Source organism: Pseudomonas sp. GL-R-19 (assembly GCF_019956375.1).
In the GTDB taxonomy this organism is placed as follows: domain Bacteria; phylum Pseudomonadota; class Gammaproteobacteria; order Pseudomonadales; family Pseudomonadaceae; genus Aquipseudomonas.
The window spans coordinates 25,126-40,147 of record NZ_JAHBDJ010000036.1 but is presented as its reverse complement, the minus strand read 5'-3'; the positions used below and the strand labels follow the sequence as shown (position 1 = coordinate 40,147).

Sequence of the window (15,022 nt, the reverse complement as noted above, 5' to 3'; positions counted from 1 at the left end):
ATGCACAGACGGCCAATACGTAACGAAAACTTTACGATTATTGAGGATTTTTCCTACGCACGACGCCGGGCACCTGCTGCAACGGTGCAATTCATGGAGTATTTCTAAGTCCATAGCAGTACATAACAAGAACGAAATCCCTTAGCAGGAGAGCAGCATGAAGCAGACGCAATACGTGGCTCGCGAGCCCGATGCGCAAGGTTTTATCGACTACCCCGCCGAAGAACACGCGGTGTGGAACACGCTGATCACTCGTCAACTGAAGGTGATCGAAGGGCGTGCGTGCCAGGAGTACCTGGACGGTATCGAAAAACTCGGTCTGCCCCACGACCGCATTCCTCAACTCGGTGAAATCAACAAGGTCCTCGGTGAAACCACCGGCTGGCAGGTTGCCCGGGTTCCGGCACTGATTCCCTTCCAGACCTTTTTCGAATTGCTGGCCAGCAAGCAGTTCCCGGTGGCGACCTTTATTCGTACCCGCGAAGAACTGGATTACCTGCAAGAGCCGGACATTTTCCACGAGATCTTCGGTCACTGCCCGCTGCTGACCAACCCGTGGTTCGCCGAATTCACCCACACCTATGGCAAACTCGGCCTCAAGGCTTCCAAGGAAGAGCGCGTGTACCTGGCGCGCCTGTACTGGATGACCATCGAATTCGGCCTGGTCGACACCCCGCAAGGCCAACGCATCTACGGCGGCGGCATTCTGTCTTCACCGAAAGAGACCGTGTATTGCCTGTCGGACGAGCCTGAGCATCAGGCGTTCGATCCGCTGGAATGCATGCGCACGCCTTACCGCATCGACATCTTGCAACCACTGTACTTCGCGTTGCCAAATCTCAAGCGTCTGTTCGACCTCGCTCACGAAGACATCATGGGCATGGTCAAGCAAGCGATGCAGATGGGTCTGCACGCACCGAAGTTTCCGCCAAAACCAAAAGCCGCGTGATCCGCCGCTTTTAGAATCAAGTGAGCCTGTCAGAAACCATCGCTTTGGATTAGCGTGGTAGCACTGAGGGCCGATTTCCCAACATTCGATTTCAGGAACACATCATGACCGCATTAACTCAAGCCCATTGCGAAGCCTGCCGCGCCGACGCCCCACAAGTCAGCGATGAAGAACTGCCGATCCTGATCAAGCAGATCCCGGACTGGAACATCGAAGTACGCGACGGCATCATGCAACTGGAAAAAGTCTTCCTGTTCAAGAACTTCAATCATGCACTGGCCTTTACCAACGCCGTTGGTGAAATCTCCGAGGCCGAAGGCCACCACCCAGGCCTGCTGACCGAGTGGGGCAAAGTCACCGTGACCTGGTGGAGCCACTCGATCAAGGGCCTGCACCGCAACGACTTCATCATGGCCGCGCGCACTGACGAAGTGGCGAAGGACGCTGAGGGGCGCAAGTAATGCACTTCGACGCCATCGGTCGAGTGCCTGGCGACCCGATCCTCGGCCTGATGGAGGCCTACGCGCAGGACCCGAACCCGCGCAAGTTCGATTTGGGCGTGGGTGTCTACAAAGACGCCCAGGGCCTGACGCCGATTCTCGAGTCGGTGAAGCTTGCCGAGCAGCGCCTGGTGGATCGCCAGTCCACCAAGACCTACATCGGTGGCCACGGCGAGCCCGCGTTCGGCAAGGCCATCAATGAGCTGGTGCTGGGTGCCGACTCGAAGCTGATCAACGCACAACGCGCCGGCGCCACCCAGACACCGGGTGGCACGGGTGCGCTGCGCCTGAGCGCTGACTTCATCGCCCAATGCCTGCCGGGCCGTGGCGTGTGGTTGAGCAACCCGACCTGGCCGATCCACGAAACGATTTTTGCGACAGCCAAGGTCAAGGTCAGCCACTACCCGTACGTGGGCAGTGACAACCGTCTCGACGTCGACGGCATGCTGGCGGCGCTCAATGAAGCGCCCAAGGGTGACGTGGTGTTGCTGCACGCCTGCTGCCATAACCCGACCGGTTTCGACCTGTCCCAGGATGACTGGCAGCGGGTGCTGGAAGTAGTACGCAAGCGCGAACTGCTGCCACTGATCGACTTCGCGTATCAAGGATTCGGCGATGGCCTGGAACAGGATGCCTGGTCGACCCGGCTGTTCGCCGCCGAGTTGCCGGAGCTGCTGATCACCAGTTCCTGCTCGAAGAACTTCGGCCTGTACCGCGACCGCACCGGCGCGCTGATTGTCTGCGCGAAAACCGCCGACAAGCTCACCGACATCCGCAGCCAGCTGGCCAACATCGCCCGCAACCTGTGGTCGACACCGCCGGATCACGGTGCGGCCGTGGTCGCGACCATCCTCGGCGACCCGGAGCTGAAAAACCTCTGGGCTGACGAAGTGGAAGGCATGCGCCTGCGTATCGCCCAACTGCGCAGCGGTCTGGTGGAGGCGCTGGAGCCTCACGGTTTGCGCGAGCGCTTTGCGCACATTGGCGTGCAACGCGGGATGTTCTCCTACACCGGCCTGTCGCCGGAACAAGTGAAGAACCTGCGGGACAACCACAGCGTGTACATGGTCAGCTCGGGCCGGGCCAACGTGGCGGGGATTGATGCCACACGCCTGGATCTGCTGGCCGAGGCGATTGCCAGCGTCTGCAAGTAACCCTGCCCCCCTGTAGGAGCGAGCTTGCTCGCGATGGTATTTCAGTCGACATCAACATTGCCTGACACACCATCGCGAGCAAGCTCGCTCCTACATAGATTTGTCTATACAACCCCATCCGTCGAAACAAATGGATATAAAAGTCCGTTTGTCATTTTCAGTGCGGTATCCTGCCCAGGCTTTTTTTAAAGCGCGGATCTACCAGATCTATCAACAGACTTAGCGAGGAGCGCGACCATGCACGAGATTCCTAATCTCCCCTTCCCAAGCCTGCACGAACCTGAGCAGACGACCACGCAGCAAGCCGGAGCCCAACAGCCCCAGCCGAAAGAAGCCACTGACCGCCGCCAGGCTGACAGAGAAGACTGAAACACCCGCCGTACAGACCGTGTGGAAAGCGCTAACATGCGCTTTCCACACTGCCTGAAACGAGAACTCTATCCATGACCGATGAATTCAGCGAAGCGCAGGCCAGCGTCCTGATCGGCACCGCCGAGAAAATGATCGAGATCTGGAATCGCCTCTCTCCCGAGAAACAAGCCGCCTTGCTCGCCCGCTTCGGCACCCAGGAAAATGCGCTGGCCGCCCTGGTCACAACGCAGCTGGTCGCCCCCGTCAAACCTGAATGACAGCGCCCGGCAAATAGTTTTACTTTTTCACAACCTGCGAGCGTCCACGCCGCTATCATAAGCAGCCTATCTATCCTGCTTTACCGTGGACCTTTACCCATGCCTGAAAACCAGCGCCCCCTGGCGGTCACGCTGCAAGTCGTTTCCATCGTCCTTTTCACCTTCATCGGCTACCTGAACATCGGCATCCCCCTGGCCGTATTGCCCGGTTACGTCCACAGCGACCTGGGGTTCGGCGCGGTGATCGCGGGCCTGGTGATCAGCGTGCAATACCTGGCCACCCTGCTCAGCCGCCCCTATGCCGGGAAGATCATCGACAACAAGGGCAGCAAACTGGCCGTGATGTATGGCCTGGCCGGATGCGGCCTGAGTGGTGTGTTCATGTTGATCTCGGCCTGGACCCAGAGCCTGCCGGCCTTGAGCCTGTTCAGCCTGCTGATCGGCCGCCTGGTGCTCGGCAGCGCGGAAAGCCTGGTGGGCTCGGGCTCGATTGGCTGGGGCATTGGCCGGGTCGGCGCGGCAAATACGGCCAAGGTCATCTCGTGGAACGGTATCGCCAGCTATGGCGCATTGGCCGTCGGCGCGCCTTTGGGTGTGTTGCTCGTCCATCGACTGGGCTTGTGGAGCATGGGCGTGAGCATTGTGTTGCTGGCCGTGCTCGGCCTGCTGCTGGCCTGGCCGAAAGCCGCCGCGCCGATCGTTGCCGGTGAACGCCTGCCGTTCATGCACGTGCTCGGGCGGGTCTTCCTCCACGGCTGCGGACTGGCCCTGGGCTCCATTGGTTTCGGCACCATCGCCACCTTCATCACCCTGTATTACGCCACGCAACACTGGGATAACGCGGTACTGTGCCTGAGCCTGTTCGGTGCCAGCTTTATCGGTGCACGCTTGCTGTTCGGCAACCTGATCAACCGCCTCGGCGGCTTTCGCGTGGCCATTGCCTGCCTGTCAGTGGAAACCCTCGGGTTGTTGTTGCTGTGGCTGGCACCGGATGCGCACTGGGCACTGGCGGGTGCGGCGTTGAGCGGCTTCGGCTTTTCGCTGGTGTTTCCGGCGCTGGGGGTGGAAGCGGTCAACCTGGTCCCGGCCTCCAGCCGTGGCGCAGCCGTCGGCGCCTATTCGCTGTTCATCGACTTGTCGCTGGGGATCACCGGGCCGCTCGCCGGCGCCATTGCGGCCGGGTTCGGGTTCGCTTCGATCTTCCTGTTCGCTGCCTTCGCCGCGGTGAGCGGCTTGATACTGAGCCTTTACCTGTACCGGCAGGCACCAAAGCAACGCGAAGCGCGGGACGCCCGCTAGAAGTCGACCTTGCCGCGCCCGGCCTTGATGTTGCCGCGCTTGGATTTGGATTCGAGCCGACGAGTCTTCGAGCCGAGGGTCGGCTTGGTCGGACGACGCTTTTTCTCGACCTTGGTGGCGCTCTGGATCAGTTCGATCAAACGCTCCATAGCATCCGCACGATTCTGCTCCTGCGTCCGGTATTGCTGAGCCTTGATGATCAACACACCGTCGCTGGTGATGCGGCTGTCACGCAGCGCCAGTAGCCGCTCCTTGTAGAACTCGGGCAAGGACGACGCCGGAATGTCGAAGCGCAGGTGCACGGCACTGGAGACTTTGTTGACGTTCTGCCCACCGGCGCCCTGGGCGCGAATGGCCGTCAACTCGATCTCGGCATCCGGCAGATGCACGTTGTTGGAAATGACCAGCATGGGAAAGCGTCCGCATTCAGAGCGTGCAGGATACCGCGAAACGATTGGAGGAATGCGACCCCTGTAGGAGCGAGCCTGCTCGCGATGAGGCCGTATCAGTCAACATAACCTTTGCTGACCCACCACCATCGCGAGCAGGCTCGCTCCTACAAGGGGATGTGTTTCTGCGCGGAGTTACTCCACTGCGGCCTGCAGTGCACGCTGCGCACTGCGCTTGTTCTTGATGCCGTAGCAGACCCACATGAACACCAGCCATACTGGAATCGCATACACCGATGTCTGGATCCCCGGAATCAACAGCATCACGCCAAGGACGAACACCACGAACGCCAGGCAGATGTAGTTCCCGTACGGGTACCACAGGGCCTTGAACAGCGGTGTTTGTTTGGTCTTGTTCATGTGCTGGCGGAACTTGAAGTGCGAGTAGCTGATCATCGCCCAGTTGATCACCAGGGTGGCCACGACCAGCGACATCAGCAGTTCCAGCGCGTTTTGCGGAATCAGGTAGTTCAGCAGCACCGCGATCAGCGTCACGGCGGCCGAGGCCAGGATCGAACGCACCGGCACGCCGCGCTTGTCGATCTTCGCCAATGCTTTCGGCGCATCGCCCTGCTCGGCCATGCCCAGCAGCATGCGGCTGTTGCAGTAGGTGCCGCTGTTGTACACCGACAACGCAGCGGTCAGGACCACGAAGTTGAGGATGTGCGCGGCGGTGTTGCTGCCCAGCATCGAGAACACTTGCACGAACGGACTGCCGCTATAGGAATCACCAGAGGCGTTCAGGGTGGTCAGCAAACTGTCCCACGGCGTCAACGACAGCAGGATCACCAGCGCACCGATGTAGAAAATCAGGATCCGGTAGATCACCTGGTTGATGGCTTTCGGGATCACGGTTTTCGGCTTGTCGGCTTCGGCAGCGGTGAAACCGAGCATTTCCAGGCCACCGAAGGAAAACATGATGAAAGCCATGGCCATCACCAGTCCGCTGACACCGTTCGGGAAGAAGCCACCGTGGGACCACAGGTTGCTGACCGCGGCCTGCGGGCCGCCATTGCCGCTTACCAGCAGGTAGCTGCCCAGGGCAATCATGCCGACGATCGCCACGACCTTGATGATCGCGAACCAGAACTCGGCCTCGCCAAACACCTTGACGTTGGCCAGGTTGATGGCGTTGATCAGCACGAAGAAGGCAGCTGCAGAAGCCCAGGTCGGGATGTCCGGGGCCCAGTAGTGGATGTACTTGCCGACAGCCGTCAGCTCGGACATGCCCACCAGAATGTACAGAATCCAGCAGTTCCAGCCCGACAGGAAGCCGGCAAAGCCGCCCCAGTACTTGTGCGCGAAGTGGCTGAAGGAACCGGCCACCGGATCTTCGACGATCATTTCGCCCAGTTGGCGCATGATCATGAAGGCGATGAAGCCGCAGATGGCATAGCCGAGGATCATCGACGGACCGGCGGATTTCAGTACCCCGGCCGAGCCGAGGAACAAGCCGGTACCGATCGCGCCACCGAGGGCGATCAATTGAATGTGGCGATTTTTCAGGCCGCGTTTCAGCTCGCCTGATTGCGGGTTTTGTCCACTCATGAAAAGGGTCTCACGCAAGGTTTGATGATGTTCAGTAGACGTTGCTGCTCAAGAAAGGCGTTAAGCGGCACCGATCAAACCCCAGCGCAGGCACCAGGAGTTCAGCGTATTTACAACGGTCATGCGTCACCTGTTTGTTTTTATCTGCGACGAAATCGAACCCGACACGCTCGTGACGCGGCGGAGTGAACAAGGCGGATAGCCTTGAGGTTTGCGCAGGTGCGCAGGAGGTCACAGGTAAAACGCGGCGCATTGTACACCTGTAACCCCCTGCTGCCAGACCCGCTGGACAAGCGTGTCTATGGCCGGGATTGCCTGTGTCCGCCCCGAGAGGCTCGGGCGGCTGCAAAAAAGGGGTCAGACCCTTGCGGATCATCGACGGGAAAGGCAGGAAAACCGCCCCTCGCAGAGAGATGGAGATGGAATACGGCGTTCATTGCGCCTCCTTTTTGTTATGCACCTGCACGACAGGCATGGCACGCATGACACCCTGACTGGAGTGATGAAACAAGCGGGCTAGAGCGCTGGGAGAAGGATGTAAGGTAATGACGCGTAAGAATTTTCTTACAGTATTCGAGAAGAGGCGATTTCACGGGGCTAACCTGTGGATTTCGTCATGTTTTCTTTACGATGCGTAATTCTGGCTTTCCACTTCGGACATTCCGGTGCGGCGACTGGCGCTTTCGCGAGCAGGCTCGCTCCCACAAGGGAACGCATTTTGCGAAAACAGCCCGATCTCCTGTGGGAGCGAGCCTGCTCGCGAATGCGGCCTCAAGAACAACACAGACATAAAGCCAGGCAAAAAAAAACGCCAACCCGAAGGATTGGCGTTTTTTATGAAGCGCTCAGCCGATTATTCCGGCTTGCGACGACCAAAGCCCGGACGCTGGCCGGAACCGGCTGGTGCGCCACGGCGCTTGCCCGATGGCGTGTCACCGTCGACCAGCTTGATCCCCGGGCGCTTCGGCGCAGGCTTGGCCGGGCGCTTGGTGTCGACCGGACGATCGGCCACCGGCGTACCACGACCTTCGCCACGCTCGCTACGGCCATTGGCCGGACGCGGCGTGCGTGGACCGCGCTCGCTGCGCTCGCCGTCCTGACGGGCGGCTGGCTTGCGGCCTGGACGCTCGCCTTCAATCTGCGGCTCGCGGTTTTCACGCGGGGCAGCAGGTCCGCCACTCGCTGGACGCAGGGTGCGCACGCGCTCGGTCCTGGCCATCGGCCGCGACGACTTGCGCTGCATCCGGTCGAGCTTGTCCTTGCTCTTGGCGTTGAGTTGCGGCATGGCTACCGGCGTCAGGCCAACTTCGGCGCTGAGAATGTCGACTTCGTACTGGCTCATTTCACGCCAGCGACCCATCGGCAGGTCGGAGTTGAGGAACACCGGGCCGAAACGCACGCGCTTCAGACGGCTGACCACCAGGCCCTGGGATTCCCACAGGCGACGCACTTCACGGTTACGACCTTCCATTACCACGCAGTGGTACCAGTGGTTGAAACCTTCGCCACCTGGCGCCTGCTTGATGTCGGTGAACTTGGCCGGGCCATCTTCAAGAACAACGCCAGCCTTCAGGCGCTCGATCATCTCGTCATCGACTTCACCGCGTACACGCACGGCGTACTCGCGGTCCATCTCGTAGGACGGGTGCATCAAACGGTTGGCCAGTTCACCGTCGGTGGTGAACATCAGCAAACCGGTGGTATTGATGTCGAGACGGCCGATGTTGATCCAGCGCCCTTCTTTCGGACGCGGCAGCTTGTCGAACACCGTCGGACGACCTTCAGGGTCGACACGGGTGCAGATTTCGCCGTCGGGTTTGTTGTACATGATCACGCGGCGGACCGACTCGGCGGCCTCTTCACGCTTGATCACCTTGCCATCGATGGTGATGGCGTCGTGCATGTCGACACGCTGACCAAGGGTGGCGTCTTTGCCGTTGACCTTGATGCGGCCGTGACTGATCCAGGCTTCCACGTCACGGCGCGAGCCAACGCCGATACGGGCGAGGACTTTCTGCAGTTTTTCGCCTGCTGGGCCAATTGGCTGGTCGTCTTGCTGGTCTTTGATACTCATCTGGGCACCTCCCGGTGTGGTCTGAAAACTGGGTACTTGGGCGAAGGGATCGCCGAAGGGTCGCGAATCATACGCGCATGAGGGCGTTTGCGCATCAGAGACTAGCTGATCAATGCAGGGTTATTTGTTTTTCCGCCGGCCGGTGGTTCGCAGCTTTCTGTATACACAACTCCCTGTAGGAGCGAGCCTGCTCGCGAAAGCGTCAGATCGGCCACATCTATGCCGGATGTGCCAACGCCATCGCGAGCAGGCTCGCTCCTACAGGGAATCGCATCAGTCCTCGAATTGACGACGTTCGGCCTCGATGGCCTCGGCCAGGGCTTGGGCTTCGGCTTCTTCGTCCGAAAGCTCCGGCTCGGGTTTCGTCTGTTCGAGCGCAGCTACAGCAGCCAAAAGCTTTTCCCGGGCTTCGGCAACGCCGAGGATGTCGTCTTCTTGCTCCGGCTCAATGTCCGGCTCAGACTGTGCCGCTTCGACTTCTGGTTCGAAAACCGACTGTTGCGGATCGAACTCGGGCGGCGCCCCATCACGCAGCAGGTCGTCGAAGTCGGTCTTGAGCCCCTCCTCCATGCTGTCCAGCTCCAGCAACAGCGTGTGGAAACTGGTTTCTTCCTTCGGCTCTTCCGGCTCGGCGCTGGCGTCGGCCAACGCTTGCAACCCGGCAGGTACGGGCGCGTCATCGAAATCGAGCACCGGATCCGGTTCCAGCTCGCGCAGTTCCGCCAGCGGCGGCAGATCGTCGAGGTTTTTCAGGTTGAAGTGATCGAGGAACGCCTTGGTGGTCGCGAACATCGCCGGTTTGCCAGGCACGTCACGGTAGCCGACGATGCGGATCCACTCGCGCTCCATCAACGTCTTGACGATGTTGCTGTTGACTGCCACGCCCCGCACGTCTTCGATTTCGCCACGGGTGATCGGCTGGCGATAGGCGATCAGGGCCATGGTTTCCAGCATGGCACGGGAGTAACGCTGCGGGCGCTCTTCCCACAGACGCCCGACCCAAGGCGCAAATTTCTCGCGAATCTGCAGGCGATACCCCGAGGCCACTTCCTTCAGTTCAAAGGCACGGCCATCACAGGACTTGGCCAGAATCGCCAGGGCCTTCTTGAACACCGGCGGCTCCGGGCGCTCGCCTTCTTCGAAGAGTTCGAAAAGGTTTTCCAGAGATTGCGGCTTTCCCGAAGCCAACAGAAAGGCTTCGAGCAAGGGTGCCAGATCACGGGGTTCAGTCAGGTTCATGTTTCGACTCGTTATTCGGCTCGCGCTCGCACGTGGATCGCGGCAAATGGCTCATTCTGCACCAGCTCGACCAAGGATTCCTTGACCAATTCAAGGATCGCCATAAAGGTCACCACTACCCCCAGGCGCCCTTCTTCAGCGGTGAACAGCTCGACAAACGGCACGAAACCGCCGCCCTTGAGCCGTTCCAGCACATCGCTCATGCGTTCACGGGTCGACAGCGCCTCGCGGCTGACCTGATGGCTTTCGAACATGTCGCCACGGCGCAACACCTCGGCCATCGACAGCAGCAACTCGGACAGACGCACGTCTGGTAGCAGCTTGCGCGCCCGGGCCTCTGGAGCGTCAAGCTTGGGCACCACCACGTCACGACCGACGCGGCTCAGGCCATCGATGCCTTCGGCGGCGGCCTTGAAACGCTCGTATTCCTGCAAGCGGCGGATCAGTTCGGCGCGAGGGTCGTCCTCTTCGTCTTCAACGGTTTCGGCCCGTGGCAACAACATCCGCGACTTGATTTCGGCCAGCATCGCAGCCATCACCAGGTACTCGGCGGCCAGCTCCAGGCGCACCGACTGCATCAACTCTACGTAGCCCATGTACTGGCGGGTGATTTCCGCCACCGGGATGTCGAGAATGTTGATGTTCTGTTTGCGGATCAGGTACAGCAGCAGGTCGAGGGGCCCTTCGAAGGCTTCGAGGAAGACCTCGAGGGCATCCGGCGGGATGTACAGGTCCAGCGGCATTTCCATGACCGCCTGACCATAGACCATGGCGAAAGGCAGTTCCTGCTGGGCACCGGCCTGACTGTCGACGGGTTCTACTGCGGACATCTAGGCCTCGACCATGAACGGCGCAGGGTCGCCGCAGCCAACACGGATGACTTCCGGCTCGCCGTCGGCGAGGTTGATCACGGTGGACGCCTTGATCCCGCCGAAGCCACCGTCGATGATCAGATCGACCTGGTGTTCGAGCAGCTGGCGCATTTCATAGGGATCAAACATAGGGTCGGTTTCACCGGGCATGATCAGACTCACGCTCATCAACGGCTCGCCGAGCTGCTCCAGCAGTGCCAGGGCAATCGGATGGCTCGGCACCCGCAGGCCGATGGTGCGCTTCTTCGGGTGCAACAACAGTCGCGGTACTTCGCGGGTGGCGTTGAGAATGAACGTGTACGGCCCCGGCAAGTGGGCCTTGAGCAAGCGGAAAGTGCCGGTGTCGATCTTGGCAAACAGCCCCAATTGCGACAGATCGCAGCAAATCAGCGCAAAGTTGTGCTTTTCGTCCAGCCCGCGCAAACGTCGCACACGCTCCACAGCCACTTTGTCGCCGATCTGGCAACCAATGGCGTAGGAAGAGTCTGTGGGATAAATCACCACCCCGCCCTTGCGGATGATCTCGACTGCCTGTTTGATCAGGCGCGCTTGCGGGTTTTCCGGATGAATCTGGAAAAATTGACTCACATTCTCTACCTGTTCAGACGGCGGCAATAACTGGGTCATGTTTGAATCGACACCATAGTGGTGGCAGATCCTCCGGAAGTGGCCGGTATTCACCGATCTCCGACCAGCCTCCAGGGCCATGAAAATCACTGCCGGCGCTGACCAGCAGACCGAACTCGCGGGCCAGAATGGCCAGGCTGCCCACTTGCTCGGCAGGCTGGTAACCATTGACCACTTCGATGGCGTGGCCCCCTGCTTGAATATAGTCGGCAATCAGGCGGCGACGCTTGCTTCGGGTGAATTCGTAGTGCCAGGGGTGTGCCAGGCTCACCCAGGCTTTGGCTGCGCGCAGGGTTTCGACGGTTTCCTCCAGGGTCGGCCAGTGTTGCTTGACGTCGCCCAGTTTGCCGGCACCCAGCCATTTACGGAACGCCTCGGCGCGATCCTTGACGAAACCTTCACGCACCATCCAGTCGGCGAAATGCGGGCGGGCCGGCGCGTTACCGCTGTCGCCCAGCTCCTGCTGGATCTGGCGGGCGCCTTCCAGCGCCCCCGGCATACCTTTGAGCGCCAGTTTGCGGCTGATTTCCTCGGAGCGCAGCCAGCGGCCATCATGCAATCTGGCGATCGCCTCGACCAACGGCGCGGCGTTCACATCAAAACCGTAGCCCAATACATGAATGGTCGCGCCGCCCCAGGTGCAGGACAATTCGACGCCATTGACCAGTTGCATCCCCAGCGCGGTGGCCGCGTGGCGGGCCTCGTCAAGGCCTTCAAGGGTGTCGTGATCGGTCAGGGCCAGGACTCGCACGCCTTTCTCGAACGCCCGCGCCACCAGAACCGCAGGCGCCAGGGCGCCATCGGAGGCCGTGCTATGGCAGTGCAAATCAACATTCACAGGGCTTTGTAACCTCAAATCAGCTGGCGCTATCGCGCGCCCATATGTTTGTTATTATGCCGCCACATCCTGCTTCTGGCTGCCACTGTGAAACAATTCATCGATTTCATCCCGCTCCTGCTGTTTTTCATCGTGTTCAAAATCGACCCACGGGTCGTCGACATCGCCGGTCATGAGCTCACTGTAGGCGGTATTTACAGCGCCACCGCGATGCTGATCGTCAGTTCCCTGGTAGTCTACGGCACACTGTTCATCAAGCAGCGCAAGCTGGAGAAGAGCCAGTGGCTGACCCTGATCGCCTGCCTGGTCTTCGGCAGCCTCACGCTCGCCTTCCACAGCGAGACGTTCCTGAAGTGGAAAGCCCCGGTGGTCAACTGGCTGTTCGCCCTGGCGTTCATCGGCAGCCACTTCGTCGGTGACAGCCTGCTGATCAAGCGCATCATGGGCCACGCGCTGACCTTGCCGGAGCCGGTCTGGACGCGCCTGAACATTGCCTGGATCGCCTTCTTCCTGTTTTGCGGTGCCGCCAACCTGTTTGTCGCGTTCACCTTCCAGAGCTACTGGGTCGACTTCAAGGTCTTCGGCAGCCTGGGCATGACTTTGCTGTTCCTGGTCGGCCAGGGCATCTACCTGTCCCGCCATCTGCACGATGCCGATACCACTACGCCAAAAACCGAGGACTGACATGCTTTACGCAATCATTGCCACAGACGTCGCCAACTCCCTGGAAGCCCGCCTGGCCGCACGGCCTGCACACCTCGAGCGCCTGCAAGTACTCAAGGGCGAAGGCCGCATCGTTCTGGCCGGCCCAAATCCGGCGGTCGACAGCAATGATCCGGGCGCGGCGGGTTTCACTGGCAGCCTGATCGTCGCCGAATTCGATTCCCTGAGCGCCGCCCAGGCCTGGGCCGACGCCGATCCGTACATCGCCGCAGGCGTCTACGCCAACGTTCTGGTCAAGCCGTTCAAGCAAGTCCTGCCGTAACGTTCTTCTCGCAATTACCCCCACGCGATGAACCTTGTCGGTTCATCGCGCTCTCAATCGCTCATTATTCTCGTTTGCCGGCCGATAACCTGCCCAATGCCCGTATTGGAATCAGGAGTCGCGATGCGCAAAGGTCCGTTGTGTCTGATGTTGGTCACGTTGTCGATCGGGGCGCCCGCCCACGGTGAGGAAAGTGTCGAGAGTGGCAATTCGACGCCGCTTTCCTTGAGCGCCGGCGGCCAGATCACCGAGTTGCAACAACGCTTGAAAGAAAGCGAACGGCAACGGGAAGATCTGAACAAACAATTGCAAACTGCCGATGGCGAACGCGAAGGCCCGTTGCTGGCCCGGTTGCGCCAGGAGAACCAGCGCTTGAAGCTGCAACTCAAGGAAGCCCAGGCCAGCAGTCCGCTGCCACGCCTGCTGACCGACCAGCAACAATGGTTTGTCATTGGCGCCGGGGTAGCGCTATTGGCTCTGCTCTGCGGTATCTTCGCCAGTGGAGCAAGTCGAAAACGTCGACAATGGCTAAATTGAGTGAGTCATGAGCGAGCTGTTACTTATTGATGATGACCAGGAACTGTGCGAGCTCCTGAGCAGTTGGCTGAGCCAGGAAGGGTTTCAGGTACGTGCCTGTCACGACGGCCAGAGCGCGCGTCGTGCACTGGCCGAAACCGCCCCGGCGGCCGTGGTGCTGGATGTGATGTTGCCCGATGGCAGCGGCCTGGAACTGCTCAAGCAGTTGCGCAGCGATCACCCGGATCTGCCGGTGCTGATGCTCTCGGCCCGGGGCGAGCCCCTTGACCGTATCCTCGGCCTGGAACTCGGCGCCGATGATTACCTGGCCAAACCCTGCGATCCACGGGAACTGACCGCCCGCCTGCGCGCTGTGCTGCGTCGTAGCCACCCGGCAGCGGTGTCCAGCCAGATGGAACTGGGCGACCTGTGTTTCAGCCCGGTGCGCGGCGTGGTCAGCATCGACGAGCAAGAGTTCACCCTCACCGTCTCCGAAAGCCGCCTGCTGGAAGCCCTGCTCAAGCAACCCGGCGAGCCCCTGGACAAACAGGAACTGGCGCAAATCGCTCTCGGTCGCAAGCTGACCCTGTACGACCGCAGCCTGGACATGCACGTCAGCAACCTGCGCAAGAAAATCGGCCCGCACCCCGATGGCCGACCGCGCATCGTCGCCCTGCGCAGCCGCGGCTACTACTACAGCCTCTGATCCCAACGCGCCCGCCTCTTGCTGACGACATGCGGTCCATGTAGGGGAATCGGAAGTTTTGTCGGGTCAGCCGAAAATCATGTTTACCAAAGCTTTACCCTCCGCTGACCGCCGCTGACCTTGATCTGCGTAATCTGCACTCATCCGGAACGTACCGGGAACGAGACAAGGAGATACACCATGCGCAAGACTCTTATCGCTCTGATGTTCGCAGCTGCCCTGCCGACCATGGCCATGGCCATGCCTGAAGGCACCGGCCCGATGGATGGGCCGATGGACGGTTCGCGCCACGGCGGTCAGATGCACGGCATGCACGGCAAAGGCCCGTACAGTGAACTGGACCTGAGCCGCGAACAGCGCGAGCAGATCCGCAAGATCATGGGCGAGCAGATGCACGAGCGTAAGCAACTGGTCGAGAAGTACCTGGAGAAACTCTCGCCAGCCGACCAGAAAGCCATGAAAGACGAGATGGCCGCTAACCACAAGAAAGCTGAAGCGGACGTGCGCGTCTTGCTGAAGCCGGATCAACAGAAAAAATTCGACGAGATCCAGAAAAAACAGGCCGAACGCCGCGCCGAGTGGGCCGAGTTCAAAGCCTGGAAAGCGCAACAACCGCAAAAGGCGCAATAATGCGCTA

At 60.3% G+C, this 15,022-nt stretch carries 18 protein-coding genes; 11 read left to right on the top strand and 7 right to left on the bottom strand.

Annotated features, from left to right (window positions below):
* The first annotated feature begins 157 nt into the window (after nt 1-157).
* The 6 genes from phhA (at nt 158) to KGA83_RS19230 (ending at nt 4,531) form a co-directional block, all read left to right on the top strand.
* The gene (gene phhA, locus KGA83_RS19250) at nt 158-949 is read left to right on the top strand and encodes a phenylalanine 4-monooxygenase (protein ID WP_108218607.1); all 792 of its coding nucleotides are present in this window, start codon (nt 158-160) and stop codon (nt 947-949) included.
* Nucleotides 950-1,053: 104 nt separating this feature from the next.
* Entirely contained in the window at nt 1,054-1,410 is a 357-nt protein-coding gene (locus KGA83_RS19245; RefSeq protein ID WP_223530536.1) for a 4a-hydroxytetrahydrobiopterin dehydratase, read from the top strand.
* The gene (locus KGA83_RS19240; RefSeq protein ID WP_108218606.1) at nt 1,410-2,603 is read left to right on the top strand and encodes an amino acid aminotransferase; all 1,194 of its coding nucleotides are present in this window, start codon (nt 1,410-1,412) and stop codon (nt 2,601-2,603) included. Before KGA83_RS19245 ends, KGA83_RS19240 begins: the two co-directional genes overlap by 1 nt.
* 237 nt (nt 2,604-2,840) lie before the next feature.
* On the top strand, nt 2,841-2,972 hold the full coding sequence (locus tag KGA83_RS29865; protein WP_256594983.1) for a hypothetical protein: 132 nt from the start codon (nt 2,841-2,843) through the stop codon (nt 2,970-2,972).
* Between the two features lie 74 nt (nt 2,973-3,046).
* A complete protein-coding gene (locus KGA83_RS19235; RefSeq protein ID WP_108218605.1) occupies nt 3,047-3,232 on the top strand; it encodes a hypothetical protein in 186 nt (61 codons plus the stop codon).
* Between the two features lie 99 nt (nt 3,233-3,331).
* Nucleotides 3,332-4,531 (top strand): MFS transporter, encoded by a 1,200-nt coding sequence (locus KGA83_RS19230; protein ID WP_223530535.1) that lies wholly within the window; start codon nt 3,332-3,334, stop codon nt 4,529-4,531.
* On the opposite strand, the gene arfB is transcribed toward KGA83_RS19230, so the two are convergent.
* From arfB to KGA83_RS19195, 7 genes are all read right to left on the bottom strand, one after another.
* Complete coding sequence (gene arfB / locus KGA83_RS19225; RefSeq protein ID WP_223530534.1) at nt 4,528-4,941, bottom strand: alternative ribosome rescue aminoacyl-tRNA hydrolase ArfB; 414 nt, start codon at nt 4,939-4,941, stop codon at nt 4,528-4,530. The genes KGA83_RS19230 and arfB overlap by 4 nt on opposite strands.
* Nucleotides 4,942-5,115: 174 nt before the next feature.
* Nucleotides 5,116-6,528, bottom strand: coding sequence for an amino acid permease (locus KGA83_RS19220; protein ID WP_108218602.1), 1,413 nt, complete (start codon nt 6,526-6,528; stop codon nt 5,116-5,118).
* Nucleotides 6,529-7,381: 853 nt separating this feature from the next.
* Complete coding sequence (rluB, locus tag KGA83_RS19215; protein ID WP_108218601.1) at nt 7,382-8,602, bottom strand: 23S rRNA pseudouridine(2605) synthase RluB; 1,221 nt, start codon at nt 8,600-8,602, stop codon at nt 7,382-7,384.
* Nucleotides 8,603-8,875: 273 nt separating this feature from the next.
* A complete protein-coding gene (scpB, locus tag KGA83_RS19210) occupies nt 8,876-9,841 on the bottom strand; it encodes an SMC-Scp complex subunit ScpB (protein ID WP_223530533.1) in 966 nt (321 codons plus the stop codon).
* An 11-nt stretch (nt 9,842-9,852) separates the two neighbouring features.
* Nucleotides 9,853-10,611: a segregation and condensation protein A gene (locus KGA83_RS19205; RefSeq protein ID WP_173862173.1), complete on the bottom strand. Its 759-nt coding sequence runs from the start codon at nt 10,609-10,611 to the stop codon at nt 9,853-9,855.
* Between the two features lie 60 nt (nt 10,612-10,671).
* The gene (locus KGA83_RS19200; RefSeq protein WP_108218704.1) at nt 10,672-11,301 is read right to left on the bottom strand and encodes an L-threonylcarbamoyladenylate synthase; all 630 of its coding nucleotides are present in this window, start codon (nt 11,299-11,301) and stop codon (nt 10,672-10,674) included.
* Between the two features lie 13 nt (nt 11,302-11,314).
* Nucleotides 11,315-12,178 carry a PHP domain-containing protein gene (locus tag KGA83_RS19195; RefSeq protein WP_108218599.1) on the bottom strand — a complete coding sequence of 288 codons (864 nt, stop codon included), beginning with the start codon at nt 12,176-12,178 and terminating at the stop codon, nt 11,315-11,317.
* Between the two features lie 87 nt (nt 12,179-12,265).
* Here KGA83_RS19195 and KGA83_RS19190 point away from each other — a divergent pair, with 87 nt between their 5' ends.
* The 5 genes from KGA83_RS19190 to KGA83_RS19170 all read left to right on the top strand — a co-directional run bounded on the left by KGA83_RS19190 (nt 12,266) and on the right by KGA83_RS19170 (nt 15,015).
* Complete coding sequence (locus tag KGA83_RS19190) at nt 12,266-12,862, top strand: septation protein A (RefSeq protein WP_102699472.1); 597 nt, start codon at nt 12,266-12,268, stop codon at nt 12,860-12,862.
* Between the two features lies 1 nt (nt 12,863).
* The gene (locus KGA83_RS19185) at nt 12,864-13,163 is read left to right on the top strand and encodes a YciI family protein (RefSeq protein WP_108218598.1); all 300 of its coding nucleotides are present in this window, start codon (nt 12,864-12,866) and stop codon (nt 13,161-13,163) included.
* A gap of 123 nt (nt 13,164-13,286) precedes the next feature.
* Nucleotides 13,287-13,700: a translation initiation factor 2 gene (locus KGA83_RS19180; RefSeq protein ID WP_108218597.1), complete on the top strand. Its 414-nt coding sequence runs from the start codon at nt 13,287-13,289 to the stop codon at nt 13,698-13,700.
* 7 nt (nt 13,701-13,707) lie between these two features.
* On the top strand, nt 13,708-14,385 hold the full coding sequence (locus KGA83_RS19175) for a response regulator transcription factor (RefSeq protein WP_007984138.1): 678 nt from the start codon (nt 13,708-13,710) through the stop codon (nt 14,383-14,385).
* A 180-nt stretch (nt 14,386-14,565) separates the two neighbouring features.
* Nucleotides 14,566-15,015, top strand: coding sequence for an LTXXQ domain protein (locus KGA83_RS19170; RefSeq protein WP_223530532.1), 450 nt, complete (start codon nt 14,566-14,568; stop codon nt 15,013-15,015).
* The last annotated feature ends 7 nt before the right edge of the window (nt 15,016-15,022 follow it).

Excerpts from the sequence above, each read along its gene's own strand:
- phhA (WP_108218607.1), top strand. The coding sequence starts at position 158 with ATGAAGCAGACGCAATACGTGGCTCGCGAGCCCGATGCGCAAGGTTTT.
- KGA83_RS19245 (WP_223530536.1), top strand. The coding sequence starts at position 1,054 with ATGACCGCATTAACTCAAGCCCATTGCGAAGCCTGCCGCGCCGACGCC.
- KGA83_RS19240 (WP_108218606.1), top strand. The coding sequence starts at position 1,410 with ATGCACTTCGACGCCATCGGTCGAGTGCCTGGCGACCCGATCCTCGGC.
- KGA83_RS29865 (WP_256594983.1), top strand. The coding sequence starts at position 2,841 with ATGCACGAGATTCCTAATCTCCCCTTCCCAAGCCTGCACGAACCTGAG.
- KGA83_RS19235 (WP_108218605.1), top strand. The coding sequence starts at position 3,047 with ATGACCGATGAATTCAGCGAAGCGCAGGCCAGCGTCCTGATCGGCACC.
- KGA83_RS19230 (WP_223530535.1), top strand. The coding sequence starts at position 3,332 with ATGCCTGAAAACCAGCGCCCCCTGGCGGTCACGCTGCAAGTCGTTTCC.
- arfB (WP_223530534.1), bottom strand. The coding sequence starts at position 4,941 with ATGCTGGTCATTTCCAACAACGTGCATCTGCCGGATGCCGAGATCGAG.
- KGA83_RS19220 (WP_108218602.1), bottom strand. The coding sequence starts at position 6,528 with ATGAGTGGACAAAACCCGCAATCAGGCGAGCTGAAACGCGGCCTGAAA.
- rluB (WP_108218601.1), bottom strand. The coding sequence starts at position 8,602 with ATGAGTATCAAAGACCAGCAAGACGACCAGCCAATTGGCCCAGCAGGC.
- scpB (WP_223530533.1), bottom strand. The coding sequence starts at position 9,841 with ATGAACCTGACTGAACCCCGTGATCTGGCACCCTTGCTCGAAGCCTTT.
- KGA83_RS19205 (WP_173862173.1), bottom strand. The coding sequence starts at position 10,611 with ATGGTCTATGGTCAGGCGGTCATGGAAATGCCGCTGGACCTGTACATC.
- KGA83_RS19185 (WP_108218598.1), top strand. The coding sequence starts at position 12,864 with ATGCTTTACGCAATCATTGCCACAGACGTCGCCAACTCCCTGGAAGCC.
- KGA83_RS19180 (WP_108218597.1), top strand. The coding sequence starts at position 13,287 with ATGCGCAAAGGTCCGTTGTGTCTGATGTTGGTCACGTTGTCGATCGGG.
- KGA83_RS19175 (WP_007984138.1), top strand. The coding sequence starts at position 13,708 with ATGAGCGAGCTGTTACTTATTGATGATGACCAGGAACTGTGCGAGCTC.
- KGA83_RS19170 (WP_223530532.1), top strand. The coding sequence starts at position 14,566 with ATGCGCAAGACTCTTATCGCTCTGATGTTCGCAGCTGCCCTGCCGACC.